Origin of the sequence: Aurantimicrobium photophilum, assembly GCF_003194085.1 — a bacterium.
Classification (GTDB): Bacteria; Actinomycetota; Actinomycetes; order Actinomycetales; family Microbacteriaceae; genus Aurantimicrobium; species Aurantimicrobium photophilum.
The window spans coordinates 1,599,512-1,612,871 of sequence record NZ_CP023994.1; the positions used below are offsets into that span (position 1 = coordinate 1,599,512).

The following is a 13,360-nucleotide window of genomic DNA, read 5'->3' on the forward strand; positions in this document are numbered from 1 at the left end:
GGTATTCCCTGCTCGCGAAACCGCTGGAGTTACCCCCATGCCCACCATCGTCGTCGAGGTAATGCCCAAGGCTGAAATTCTTGACCCTCAGGGCAAGGCAGTCGCTGGTGCGCTTACCCGCCTTGGTCACAACCAGTTCTCCGGTGTTCGCATCGGCAAGCGCTTCGAGCTCACCGTTGACGGCCCCGTCACCGCTGAGACTCTCGCAGCAGCCAAGACCATCGCAGAGGACATCCTCTCGAACTCGGTCATCGAAGATGTCGTCAGCATCTCCGAGGCCAAGTAATGCGCGTCGGAGTCATCACCTTCCCCGGCTCACTCGATGAGCGTGACGCTCAGCGTGCGGTAAAGCTCGCGGGTGGAACCCCCGTTGCCCTCTGGCACGGTGCACACGATCTCGAAGGCGTCGAAGCCATCATTCTTCCCGGTGGCTTTAGCTACGGCGACTATCTGCGTGCAGGTTCTATTGCCAGCCACGCCCCCATCATGGCTGAGGTCATTGACGCAGCTCACAAGGGTATGCCTGTCTTGGGTATATGTAACGGTTTCCAAATGCTGGCAGAAGCCCGCCTGGTTCCCGGTGCTCACGGCCGTAATGACTGTGGCACCTTTGTTCGTCGCGACCAGAAGCTGATCGTAGAGAACAACAACACCGCCTGGACTAAAGACTTTGCCCAGGGTGAAGAGATCATCATTCCCCTCAAGAACGCTGATGGCCGTTTCGTCGCAGACGCAGACACCATCAAGCGCATTGAAGACAAAGGTCAGGTCACCTTCCGTTACGTCGGCATGAACCCCAACGGTTCCCTCGATGACATTGCGGGTGTTTCTAACGAAGCGGGCAACGTGGTTGGGCTCATGCCTCACCCCGAGCACGCAGTCGAGCCAGGCTTTGGTCCAGACACCGCAGTTGCTATGCGTTCAGGTCTTGATGGCCTCAAGTTCTTTACCTCAGTTATTCAGAGCACCATCCTTTCTAAGGCATAAGCAGCATGAGCACTTCTACGAAGTCAGGGTTCACCCCTCGCAAGCTTTACTTTGTGCTGGCTATCGCCGAGGCCTGCACCTGGACCTTGCTCATCACGGGCCTGATTCTTCGTGCCACCACAGGTATTGACCAGACCCTGTTCACCACCATTGGTGGTTTACACGGTCTGGTGTTCATTAGCTACAGCGCAACCTCAATTTTGATTGCGTTCAACCAGCGTTGGGGTTTCTGGCTGGGTCTGCTCGCGGTGATCACCGCGATTCTCCCCTACGCGACTATCCCTTTCGAGTTGGTTCAGGCCAAGCGTGGAGCACTCGAAGGTCCTTGGCGCACCCAGGCTACTGATGACCCTCGTGATGCAAAGGCACTGGATCGACTCTTCCGCTGGTTCCTTGCCCGCCCCGTGCTGTTGATTCTTGTCATTGTGCTGGCAATTGTCGCTGTCTTCTCTACTTTGCTTTTCCTTGGCCCTCCCGGAGGACGCTAAGCCGATGAGCACGTACTCTCTCCACATCACCCACAACGAAGGGACCGACGCGTGAGCACCCACGTCGCCGACACCGTAGAAAACGCCATCGCAACTCCCGACAAGGTTCAGCCCTACGGCGCCCTTGGCCTCAAGGATGACGAGTACGCAGAGATTCGCAAGATCCTCGGCCGCCGCCCCACCTCGGGCGAGCTGGCGATGTACTCCGTGATGTGGAGTGAGCACTGCTCGTACAAGTCATCAAAGATTTACCTTCGTCAGTTTGGCCAGAAGGTCAGCGAGAAGATGAAAGAAAAGCTCATGGTCGGCATGGGCGAGAACGCTGGTGTTGTGGACGTCGGCGAGGGTTGGGCTGTCACCTTCAAGGTGGAGAGCCACAACCACCCCAGCTACATTGAACCTTTCCAGGGCGCTGCCACCGGTGTGGGTGGAATCGTCCGTGACATCATCTCGATGGGTGCCCGTCCGGTTGCTGTGATGGACCAGCTGCGCTTCGGTGCCATTGACCACCCCGACACTCCTCGTGTACTCCACGGTGTGGTCGGCGGTATTAGCTTCTACGGCAACTGCCTCGGCCTTCCCAACATTGGTGGCGAGACCTACTTCGACTCCTGCTACCAGGGCAACCCCTTAGTGAACGCACTCTCTGTCGGTGTTCTCCGCCACGAAGACCTTCACCTGGCTAACGCTTCGGGTGTGGGCAACAAGATTGTTCTCTTCGGTGCACGCACCGGTGGCGACGGCATCGGTGGAGCATCGATCCTTGCTTCAGACTCCTTCGATTCCACCGGCCCCACCAAGCGTCCTGCTGTGCAGGTGGGTGACCCCTTCGCTGAGAAGGTGCTTATTGAGTGCTGCCTCGAGCTGTATCGCGAAGGCCTGGTTGAAGGTATTCAGGACCTCGGTGCTGCCGGTATTTCCTGTGCAACGAGTGAGCTTGCTTCCAACGGTGACGGCGGTATGTTCGTCGAACTCGACCACGTACTCTTGCGCGACCCCACCCTCACTGCTGAGGAAATCCTCATGTCGGAGAGCCAGGAGCGCATGATGGCAGTGGTCAAGCCTGAGCTGTTGGATCAGTTCATGGCTGTCGTGAACAAGTGGGACGTAGAAACCAGTGTTCTCGGTGAAGTAACCGACACCGGTCGCCTCGTGATCCACCACGGTGGCGAAGAAATCGTGAACGTCGACCCTCGCACCGTCGCTATCGACGGCCCTGTCTACGAACGTCCCGTCGCTTACCCCACCTGGATTGATGCTCTGCAGGCTGACTCAGCTGACAAACTGGCTCGCCCCAGCTCGGGAGCAGACCTCAAGGATCAGTTCCTGAAGCTCGTTGCCAGCCCTAACTTGGCTGACAAGTCCCTCATCACCACCCAGTATGACTACTTCGTCATGGGTAATACTGCGCTGAGCTTCCCCGACGACGCCGGCATGATCCGCGTGGATGAAGAATCCGGTCTCGGCTTCGCTATCGCCACCGACGCGAACGGCCGTTACTGCCAGCTTGACCCCTACAACGGTGCTCGCCTTGCACTCGCAGAGGCTTACCGCAACGTAGCTGTTTCTGGTGCTGTTCCTGCAGCTGTCACTGACTGCCTCAACTTCGGCTCTCCTGAGAACCCCGAAGTGATGTGGCAGTTCAAGGAAGCTGTTGCTGGTCTTGCTGACGGTTGCTTGGAGCTTGAGATCCCCGTCACCGGTGGAAACGTCTCCTTCTATAACCAGACCGGTGATGCACCTATTCACCCCACTCCTGTTGTGGGTGTGCTGGGTGTCATTGATGACGTTGCTCGTCGTATTCCTTCCTCCTGGCAGGACGAAGGCAACAACATCTACCTCCTTGGCTACACCCGCACCGAACTAGATGGTTCAGCCTGGGCTGGCACCATCCACAACCACCTTGGTGGTGTTCCTCCCATGGTTGACCTGGGTCAGGAAAAGGAACTCGCAGACCTGCTTCATGGTGCTGCAATTGAGAGCCTTATTCTTTCTGCTCACGACCTCAGCGATGGTGGCCTGGGACAGGCACTGGCTGAGTCCGTGATGCGCTTCGGCGTTGGCGCACGCGTCTGGCTCGATGAAATCATCGAGCGTGACGGTGTGGACGCCGCTACTGCGTTGTTCTCTGAATCAACCGGTCGTGTGATCGTCTCTGTTCCTCGCGAAGATGACGTTCGCTTCTTAGGTCTGTGCGAAGCTCGCAACTACCCCGTCCTGCGTATCGGTGTGACCGACCAGGGTGGATCAGATGCCAAGCTCGACGTTCAGGGACTGTTCGAAGTTTCTGTTGACGAGATTCGTCAGCGCAGCAACGAGACACTGCCCAAGTACTTCGGCTAAACCTGGTTCGGGGGAACCATGGATCAATTCATTGCAATTCTGATTGGTGCCTTTTGGGCTGCCATCATTGTCGGCCTCGTCGTGCGTTTCGTCCGCGCTATGAAAGGCAAACGACTCAGAGCCGTTGCCGAACCCCTCGTTGCGGCTGCTGATTCTTACCAAGAGAACCTCATTGGCAAGACCGGGACTGCTGAGTTCAAAGCAACAACCGAGGGTGAGAAGCCGGCTTAAATAGCTTCGAGCAGGTCCCATCGCAGGGGCCCACCCGAAGAATTTGAGTTTCTCAGAAAAATAACCCTGTTCGCAAGGGTTATTTTCAGTTCAAGGTGAGTGGGCTGAGTTCCTGACCCACGGTGTATTGCTCGCCCATGACGCCGCGTCCCCCTGCCGTGAGTGCTGTGGTGAGCATGAGCGGGTGAGAACCCGGAACCACATTCACGTTCACAAAAGGAACGTGGGCCTCAGGAGAGAGAATTCCACCTTGTGCAATGGAGAGAACTCCATGGCCTGAGGTCAGCTCAATGCGTGGATCCTTGATGGTGATATTCATCATGCCCCAGTGGCCGGTGAAGTGGGCAGTTCCGAGGAACTGCAGAACACCAGTGTGGGTTTCTGGGTTGAAGTCTGAGGCAACCTCGTTGAGAACGAAGGTGAACCCTGACTCTGTTCGAGTTGCTGGTTCCAGTGCTTCAACAACACCGTCTTCTAAACGAGAGATGTAGGCAATGAGGCTGTCTTTGACGGACCAGTGCAGTTCTAAACCGCTCATTACTTAGCCTCGAGCTTGTTCGTGGTGGTGAATAACTTCTTCCACGACGAAGTGGAACCACTTCTCAGCGAAGGTGGGGTCAAGGTTTGCTTCTTCTGCAAGGGCACGCAGGCGTGCAACCTGGCGAGCTTCACGTGCTGGGTCGGAAGGGGGAAGATCGTTGGTGGCTTTGAGCTTGCCCACCTTCTGGGTGAACTTGAATCGCTCTGCGAGCATGTGAATGAGGGCTGCATCGATGTTGTCGATGCTCTCGCGAATTCCTGCGAGTTCTTCTGCAACCTCAGGGGTCATCTCGTTCTGCGCCATGCTTTCAGGTTAGCGCAGGAGTGTTTAGTTCTTAACTTGCCTACGCATAATCAAGACACCAGCAATAACGATGGCACCACCCACAGGTTCATACCAATGCAGGGTTTCACCCAGGAAGACCACGCCCAACATGATGCCGACGATGGGCATGACATAGGTCACCGAAGAAGCACGGGTGGGACCCCATGACTCAAGAACGTCGTTAAACCAGAGATAGGCCAGGCCTGTTCCACCGAATCCGATAATGGCGATGGCAATGATGGTGGTCCAGTCAATGGTGAGTGGACCAGTTGCTAGGAAGGGTGTCAACAGCAGGATAAACACTGTCGCTGCACCCACTTCAATGATCGAAATCGCCTTAGCCGAGACACCTCGGGGGAACACGTACTTCTTCAAATAGGTTCCTGAGAATCCATACATCACCGCTGCGCTGAGGGCAGCGATCTGACCCCAGAAGCTGCCACCCAGGTCGGTAATAGTCCAGGGGGCGATGACGACGACAAGACCAGCAAGACCGACAAGAACACCGGCTGCTTGATTGCGGTTGAAGTTCTCCACGCGCAACACATAGACCGCAATGATGGCCGTCATGATGGGAGTCAGACCGTTATAGATTGTTGCAACGGCGGAGGTGATGAACTGCTCAGCCCAGGGGAAGAAGATAAAAGGGATGCCAATACCGAAGACACCGGCCACAGCGATGTGGCCCCAGGTGACGAGGTCACGAGGTAGCTTTTCTCGACTTATCAACCAGAACACGAGCATGAAGATGCCACCCGCAACCACACGAGACCAAGCAACTTGACCCCACGACAGGGTAGTCATGGCGATCTTGATGAAGAAGAAGCTGGATCCCCATAACAAGGCAAGGAAGATGAACTTCAGCGCAATAAGGAGGGGTGAACCGCCCGCTTTGGCAGCTGCTGAAGTCGTAGTCATAACAAGCTTCAGCCTAGCCCTGAACGAACTCGTTCGGGCAAGAACAATGTGGTTCTGACCGAGCGGTCAGACGGGAACTTATTTAGCCAACGAGGTCGTGCTGCACAATGATGGCATCGCGAGCAGGACCCACACCAATGGCGGAGAAGCGTGCGCCACTCATTGCCTCGAGTGCGGTGACGTAGTCCTGAGCGTTCTTGGGAAGATCGCTGAAGGTGCGTGCACCAGTAATGTCTTCGGTCCAACCGGGGAAGTATTCCAGGATGGGCTTGGCGTGGTGGAAGTCACTCTGGTTCACCGGAACCTCATCGTGACGAACACCATCAACGTCATAGGCAACACAGACAGGAATCTGCTCGAGGCCAGTGAGAACGTCGAGCTTGGTAATCACGAAGTCAGTCACACCGTTGATACGTGCGGTGTAGCGAGCAATGGGTGCGTCATACCAACCACAGCGACGGGGACGTCCGGTAGTCGTACCGAATTCAAAACCCTTAGCGCGGAGGTATTCACCGTCTTCATCGAAGAGCTCGGTGGGGAACGGACCAGCACCCACGCGGGTTGTGTACGCCTTGATGACCGCGATCACGCGTTCAATCTTGTTGGGACCAATACCCGAACCGGTCGAGGCGCCGCCAGCAGTGGCGTTCGACGAGGTAACGAAGGGGTAGGTTCCGTGGTCGATGTCGAGCATGGTTGCCTGACCGCCTTCGAACAGCACGACCTTGTCCGCTTCGAGAGCCTGGTTCAGTTCGAGTGCAGTGTCCGCGACCATCGGTGCCAGACGCTCACGGTAGGAGAGAAGTTCTTCAATAACTGCGTCAGCCGAGATGGCACGACGGTTATAAATCTTGGCCAGCAAGTGGTTCTTAATCTCGAGGGCAGCTTCAACCTTCTGGCGCAAGATGCCTTCGTCAAAGATGTCCTGGATGCGGATACCCACACGGTTGATCTTGTCTGCATAGGTGGGACCAATGCCGCGACCGGTGGTGCCGATCTGGCGCTTACCCAAGAAGCGCTCAGTGACCTTGTCCAAGGTGCGGTGGTAGTCGGTGATGACGTGCGCGTTCGCGCTCACGCGCAGCTTCGACGTGTCAATGCCGCGAGAGTTCAGAGCATCAAGCTCAGCAAAGAGAACAGAGATGTCGATAACCACACCGTTAGAGATGACGGGGGTAACACCGGGGGTCAAAATACCCGAAGGGAGCAAGTGGAGGGCGTACTTCTCGTCGCCAATAACGACAGTGTGACCGGCGTTGTTACCGCCATTGAACTTCACAACGTAGTCGATACGTTCAGCAAGAAGGTCGGTAGCCTTACCCTTACCTTCGTCGCCCCACTGGGCACCAATCAGAACGATTGCTGGCATGACGATATCCCCTCGTCGTTAGTACGGCCTGTGCAACTGCGACCTGCCAGTAATTCATTCTACCGGCTAGAGAACGCCTATTTCTTGCGGTTACTTCAGGCTAAGTGGTGGCCATAAGTACGACGTCGATCGCCTTGCGTTCTTCCCCACCCGAGACAAAGAATCGATCGCGCAGAGTCAAAGTCTGAACATTTAATCCCAGAGAATCACACGCAGTGCGGAGCTCATCCTGCGTGGGGTTCAACTCAGGACTGGGCGGTCCGCCAAAGCCGTGTTCAAGGTTTTCGCGTGCATGCCACACCCCAAAAAGTGTGCCGCCTGCGCGCAGACTCTGCGCTGCCGTGGCGATTGCAGCAGCGAGGTCTGCTGCAGGGATTTGGAGATAAGCCATCACGGCCAGATCAACAGGTTTGGTCACGCAGGATTCGGGGTTGGTCGCATCCACTGCGGTGCCGGTACAAAGGTCGCTAAGACCTTCATGTTCGGCGCGCTGGAGAAACTTCTCCACGGCCACGGCAGAGAAGTCCGAGTTCTCCACGTTCCAGCCACGGCTGGCAAACCACAGCGCATTGCGGCCTTCGCCGCCACCCAAGTCGAGCATCTTGCCGACAGGTAGATCGGAGAGATACTCGACGACGAACTCGTTGGGTTCTTGCGACCACACCAACTCGGCCTCGGCATAGCGCTGGTCCCACGCTTCGGGAGAGTTCCGAGTAGTCATCAGTTCTTTCTTAGAACGTTACGTGTTGCATGACCCAGGAGTGCATGGTCACTGCCGCGGCGGCACTGGCGTTAATGGAGCGAGTGGAACCAAACTGCGTGATCTCGATCACGGCTTCGGCAGCCTCGATGGCCTCAGGAGAAAGACCCGGGCCTTCTTGACCGAATAAGAACAAGCAGCGCTCGGGGAGTGCAAAGGTTTCGATCTTGACACAGCCAGGAACATTGTCGATGGCGAGAATGGGCATGTTCTCTGCCTTGGCCCACTCGACCAGATCTGCCACGGTGTCGTGGTGAACCACGTGCTGGTAACGGTCGGTGACCATGGCGCCACGCTTGTTCCAGCGACGGCGACCCACGATGTGGACGGTGTCGGCACCAAAGGCATTGGCTGAGCGCACGATCGAACCAATGTTCATATCGTGCTGCCAGTTCTCAATGGCGACATGGAACGGATGACGCTTCTCGTCCAGGTCCGCCACGATGGCTTCCATGGTCCAGTAGCGGTAACGGTCAATGACGTTACGAGTGTCTCCCTTTTCTAGGAGCTCACGATCAAACCAGGGGTCTTCCGGGAGTTCACCAATCCACGGACCAACACCGGAGGTGCTGAGCTCATGTGTGGGTGACTCGGGAAGGTCAGTCACGACTACTGAGGCTCGAGGCCGAGGTCTTCCAGACCAATAGCATAGAAGTAGGGGTAGCCAGCAGTCTCGATACGCTGACGTGCATCGGTGGCGCGGTCCACAACCACAGCAACACCAGCGATCTCAGCACCGACCTTCTCGAGAGCCTCAATGGCCTTGAGTGGTGAGCCACCCGTGGTGGAGGTGTCTTCAAGAACAACAACGCGCTTACCCACGAGGTCTGGTCCTTCAACCTGACGGCCACGACCGTGGTCTTTAGGCTCTTTGCGCACAACAAAAGCGTCATAGGTGAGGCCCTTGGCAGCACCCTGGTGCAGTACTGCGGTAGCGATGGGGTCTGCACCCATGGTGAGGCCACCAACGGCATCCACATCAGGAATCTGTGCCAGCACGTCCAGCATGACCTGCCCAATGAGGGGAGCAACGCGATGATCGAGAGAAATCTTGCGCATGTCCACGTAATACGTGGCCTTCTTGCCGCTGGTGAGCGTGAAGTCACCGTGGAAGACGGCTTCTTCTTTAATGAAGTTGATCAGCTGTTCGCGTGCAGAAGTCATGGGTTCAGTTTATCTTCCCCAGACAGGGCCCACTTCCTAGTGAGCGAGGGGCTCGAGTGGAACGATGTCGTCATCGTCGGAACCAGGAGTTCCGGCGATGTGTTCTTTGCGGCCTCTGGTCGGCATTTCCACAATCACCATGGCGGCGACCATGAATGCGCCGCCGATGATGGTCTTCAGTGCCAGAACTTCCTGGCCTACAGCAACAGAAACAACTGCGGTGAAGACGACCTCGAGAGTCAAGATGATGGCCACGCGGGAGGGTTCCATCTGGGCCTGAGCCCAGGTCTGCACAAAGAAGCCAATAACGGTGGCAAAAATCGCCGTGAAGAGAACTGCCATCCAAACGTCGACGGTGGGAGGTGGCTGATAGCCATCAGGAAGGGCACCGATCCAGCAGACCACCGCAACGAAAACGAGTTGCACGAAGGTCAGTGCGTAGGAATCAAGACCTGAGCTAAAGCGTCCCAAGCCCACGATGTGCAAGGCATAGAGGACAGCACAGACGATGCCCCAAATCTGGCCGACCTCAATAGAGACGCCGGTGATGGAGATGAGCCCCAAACCGATCAATGCCAACACGGCACCAATAGCGACCTTCACTCCCACCTTGCGGCGGAAGATGAGCCAGCCCAACACAGGGGTGAGCACCACATAAGTTCCGGTGAGGAAGCCGGTGATGGCGGCGGTGGTCATTTCCAATGCAATGGTCTGCGTGACATAGGCCAGGCCCAGCACAACACCCAAAACCGCGCCAATAGCAAGCATCTTGCCCTTGATTGCAAGAACTACCTTGGGCTTGATCACGAGCATGATTGCAGCAGCAATCGTGAAGCGGATAGCAAGGAAGTCAAAGAAGGGCTGCTGCTCAATTGCCGGCTTCATGACGACAAAGGCAACGCCCCACATTGCGGCCACTGAAACCAGTGACCACAATGCGAGGCGGGATGTCTTCATCCCTCCAGCCTAGCTAGGCAGAAGGAGTGCGGCGACGGATAGGAGTGTCATCGTCACCATCGTCTTCCACGACGAGGGTGTCAAAGACAGGCTCCTTGGAGACCGGTGCGGAAGCAGTGACGCCAGCCTTAGCCGCCTTCTTCTCAGCACGCTTAGCCTTGCGCTTCTCACGACCACCCTCAACCAGGTTGTAAATGGTGGGAAGAACGATGAGGGTCAGCGCGGTCGAGGAAATCAGACCACCAATCACCACAATGGCCAGAGGCTGCGAGATGAATCCGCCGGAGCCGGTAATACCGACAGCCATCGGGATCAGCGCGAAGATGGTTGCCAATGCCGTCATCAGAATCGGACGCAGACGGCGGATGGCACCTTCACGAAGTGCCTCTGCCACAGCCAGTCCCTTGTTGCGGTACTGGTTGACCAGGTCGATGAGAACGATGGCATTCGTCACGACGATACCGACCAGCATCAGCAGACCGATGAAGGAAGGAACACCGAGTGGAACACCTGTGATGACCTGGAGACCAATCGCTCCGGTGGCGGCGAAGGGAACCGAGATCAGCAGCAACAGTGGCTGCAGTAGCGAACCAAAAGTGGCAACCATGATGATGTAGACAACGAGGATGGCAACCAGCAGAGCAATACCGAGCGAGCTAAACGCAGTTGCCTGGTCGGCACTCACGCCACCAATCTTGGCGGAAGCACCCGAAGGCAGATCTACATCCTTGAGGGCCTTGGTTACTTCAGCGGTTGCCGTTCCCAAGTCTTCACTGTTCGGAGTGACGGTCACCGTTGCACTGCGCTGTCCCTTGACGGTGGTCACGGTGGCAGGGCCATCCTTCACTGTGACGGTTGCCAGAGTGTCCAGAGGAACGAGACCCTTGGCCGTGGGAACGGTGAGAGCAGCAAGCTCTGCTTCTGTGGTCGGGGGATCATTCGAGGCGATGTAAATATCGAGAGTAGTTCCCTCGATGACTACTGTGCCGATAGTGGTGGGGCGCATGGCCTGGGCAACGTATCCGGCGAGCGCGACCTCGGAGAAGCCAGCAGCTGCAGCGTCATCACGGTTGACCGTGACAGCGATGTAGGGGCGGGCCTCAGTGAGGTTTGAGGTGACCTGCTTGACGGCAGGAAGAGCACGCATGGCCTTATCGACGGCGGCAGATGCCTTGTCGAGAGCTGCCTGGTTAGGTGCAGTGATATCGATGGCGATGTCACTTGAAGCACCGAAGCCACTCTGGGCACCCACGGTGATGGTGTCCTTGTCAGCTACCTTCTCGACGGCTGCGCGAGCAGCGTCCTGGATCTTTTGCTGGTCACCGCCATCCTTGGTAGTGACAGAGAAGGTGATGGCGGTGTCGCCGCCACCGACGAAGGCGTCACGCAGTGCGTTACCGGAAGAACCGATGGAGACCTGGACGATCTCCACGCCAGGAGTGTCCAGCAGGGCACCTTCAATGTCAGTGGCCATGACGTCCTGGGCTTCCAGGCTGGTGCCGGGCTTGATGGCTTCCGTCACGGTGAAGGTGTTCTGACCAGATGAGCCCAAGAAGTTGGTCTTCATCAGAGGCAGAATTGCGCCGGTTCCCACGAGGACCAGAACAGCCAAAATAATCGTGGTGACCGAGTGCTTGAGGGTCCAGTTGATGACGGGGAGGTAGCCCTTCTGAAGGAAGCCGGGCTTCTCTTCTCCAGCGAGTTCTGCAGCCTTTGCCTTTTCAGCACGCTTACCGGTTTCAGAAGGTGCGCGAAGGAACCAATACGCCAGCACAGGAACGATGGTGAGCGACACCAGCAATGATGCAACTAGGGCGATGGTCACGGTCAGTGCGAAGGGGCGGAACAACTCTCCGGTGATATCGCCGACGAATGCCAAGGGCAAGAACACGGCAACAGTGGTGGCTGTTGAAGCGGTAATGGCGCCGGCAACTTCGCGAACCGCATCGACGATGACCTTCGCGCGGTCAACACCAGGCACCAGTCGACGCTTGATGTTCTCGATAACCACGATGGAGTCATCGACCACACGACCAATCGCGATGGTCAGAGCACCTAGGGTCAGGATGTTCAAGGTGTAGTTCGCTGCTTGCAGACCAATGAAGGTAATGAGCACCGAGGTGGGGATGGAGATAGCGGTCACCAGGGTGGATCTGATCGACACGAGGAAGATCAGGATGATGATGACGGCAAAGAGCAGACCCAGCAGACCTTCGGTGGTCAGCGATTCAATTGACTTCTCAATATAGGGAGCCTGGTCAAAGACAGTAGTGAAGACGGCGTTGTTGCCCAGGCTGGTTTCCAAGGTGGGAAGAACCTTGTTGACTGCCTTCGACACATCAACCGTGTTTGCCGCGGGGAGCTTGGTCACCGCAATGGTGAGGGCAGGCTTTCCGTTCACGCGAGAAAGCGTGGTGGTGGGTGCGTCTGTGAGAGCAACTGTCGAGACAGATCCGATGGTGACCACACCAGGACCGTTAGCGCCGGTAATGGGAAGTGCTGCAATGGCGTCAACCGAGTTGATGCGTTCACCGATCTGAACAGAGAGCGTCTGATCGTTCTCGGTGATTTCACCAGCAGGAATCAGGAGGCCGTTGGCATCCAAGGTGTCCTTGATGGACGCGGTGGTCAGGCCCTGGGCACGAAGTTCTGCCTGGTTGGGCTCGATGGTGACACGCTTTTCGGGAGCACCCAGCAAGATCGCGTCGCGGACGCCTTCGACGTCCTTAATTTCGGCCAGAGTCGACGAGCGAAGAATGTCAGCAAGTTCAAGGGTGTTGAGATCGCTGGAGACCGCAATCTGCATGACGGGGAAGTCGCTGAAAGATCCGGAAATGACCTGAGGGTCAACATCAGAGGGGAGTTGAGACTTGATGCGGTTGATGGCCTGATTGATCTTCTGCTCAGAGATGATCAGGTCGGTGCCATAGGTAAAGGACACCGAGATAAGGCTCAAGTTGGTGCTCGAGGTCGCGGTGGTGTTTTCGATACCCGGAACACCCTGAATAGCGGTCTCGATAGGGCCAGAGACGTCCTGGTTAACTACTTCTGGCGCAGCGCCGGGGTAGACAGTGAGCACAGCCAGCTGAGGGAACTGCACACTGGGTGCCAATTCCTGCTTGAGGTTCGTCAGTGCAAGCCCTCCGAAGATGGCTACAACGATGGTCACCAGCGCAATGAGGGCGCGGTTTTTCATACTGGCTTTAGCTAAGAAATACACATTCCACAGTCTGGCAGTTCTTTATAACGAATAAATGTGAGTTCTCTACCGGGTGAAT

The 13,360-nt window shown here is 56.6% G+C and carries 14 protein-coding genes; 5 read left to right on the plus strand and 9 right to left on the minus strand.

Features of this window, described 5'->3' with window-relative positions:
* The first annotated feature begins 37 nt into the window (after positions 1-37).
* Genes purS through AURMO_RS08020 form a run of 5 tightly spaced genes read left to right on the plus strand, consistent with a single transcriptional unit; the run spans position 38 to position 4,049 of the window.
* Positions 38-286 (plus strand): phosphoribosylformylglycinamidine synthase subunit PurS, encoded by a 249-nt coding sequence (gene purS / locus AURMO_RS08000; RefSeq protein ID WP_110234659.1) that lies wholly within the window; start codon positions 38-40, stop codon positions 284-286.
* Positions 286-987 carry a phosphoribosylformylglycinamidine synthase subunit PurQ gene (gene purQ, locus AURMO_RS08005; RefSeq protein WP_110234660.1) on the plus strand — a complete coding sequence of 234 codons (702 nt, stop codon included), beginning with the start codon at positions 286-288 and terminating at the stop codon, positions 985-987. Before purS ends, purQ begins: the two co-directional genes overlap by 1 nt.
* Before the next feature lie 5 nt (positions 988-992).
* On the plus strand, positions 993-1,475 hold the full coding sequence (locus AURMO_RS08010) for a DUF3817 domain-containing protein (RefSeq protein ID WP_110234661.1): 483 nt from the start codon (positions 993-995) through the stop codon (positions 1,473-1,475).
* A 51-nt stretch (positions 1,476-1,526) separates the two neighbouring features.
* On the plus strand, positions 1,527-3,818 hold the full coding sequence (gene purL, locus AURMO_RS08015; RefSeq protein ID WP_110234662.1) for a phosphoribosylformylglycinamidine synthase subunit PurL: 2,292 nt from the start codon (positions 1,527-1,529) through the stop codon (positions 3,816-3,818).
* Positions 3,819-3,836: 18 nt separating this feature from the next.
* Entirely contained in the window at positions 3,837-4,049 is a 213-nt protein-coding gene (locus tag AURMO_RS08020; RefSeq protein ID WP_110234663.1) for a hypothetical protein, read from the plus strand.
* Between the two features lie 85 nt (positions 4,050-4,134).
* On the opposite strand, the gene AURMO_RS08025 is transcribed toward AURMO_RS08020, so the two are convergent.
* The 9 genes from AURMO_RS08025 to AURMO_RS08065 form a co-directional block, all read right to left on the minus strand.
* Complete coding sequence (locus AURMO_RS08025; protein WP_110234664.1) at positions 4,135-4,587, minus strand: HtaA domain-containing protein; 453 nt, start codon at positions 4,585-4,587, stop codon at positions 4,135-4,137.
* Between the two features lie 3 nt (positions 4,588-4,590).
* Positions 4,591-4,893, minus strand: a complete 303-nt coding sequence (locus AURMO_RS08030; protein ID WP_204163612.1) for a chorismate mutase — start codon at positions 4,891-4,893, stop codon at positions 4,591-4,593.
* 24 nt (positions 4,894-4,917) lie between these two features.
* Positions 4,918-5,832, minus strand: coding sequence for a DMT family transporter (locus AURMO_RS08035; protein ID WP_110234665.1), 915 nt, complete (start codon positions 5,830-5,832; stop codon positions 4,918-4,920).
* An 82-nt stretch (positions 5,833-5,914) separates the two neighbouring features.
* Positions 5,915-7,201, minus strand: a complete 1,287-nt coding sequence (locus AURMO_RS08040; protein WP_110234666.1) for an adenylosuccinate synthase — start codon at positions 7,199-7,201, stop codon at positions 5,915-5,917.
* 100 nt (positions 7,202-7,301) lie between these two features.
* Entirely contained in the window at positions 7,302-7,922 is a 621-nt protein-coding gene (locus AURMO_RS08045; RefSeq protein WP_110234667.1) for a class I SAM-dependent methyltransferase, read from the minus strand.
* A gap of 10 nt (positions 7,923-7,932) precedes the next feature.
* Entirely contained in the window at positions 7,933-8,568 is a 636-nt protein-coding gene (locus AURMO_RS08050) for a TrmH family RNA methyltransferase (protein WP_110234668.1), read from the minus strand.
* A gap of 2 nt (positions 8,569-8,570) precedes the next feature.
* Entirely contained in the window at positions 8,571-9,125 is a 555-nt protein-coding gene (gene pyrE / locus AURMO_RS08055; protein ID WP_110234669.1) for an orotate phosphoribosyltransferase, read from the minus strand.
* Positions 9,126-9,161: 36 nt separating this feature from the next.
* Positions 9,162-10,082, minus strand: a complete 921-nt coding sequence (locus AURMO_RS08060; RefSeq protein ID WP_110234670.1) for a DMT family transporter — start codon at positions 10,080-10,082, stop codon at positions 9,162-9,164.
* A 13-nt stretch (positions 10,083-10,095) separates the two neighbouring features.
* Entirely contained in the window at positions 10,096-13,278 is a 3,183-nt protein-coding gene (locus AURMO_RS08065; protein WP_110234671.1) for an efflux RND transporter permease subunit, read from the minus strand.
* Positions 13,279-13,360 lie beyond the last annotated feature (82 nt).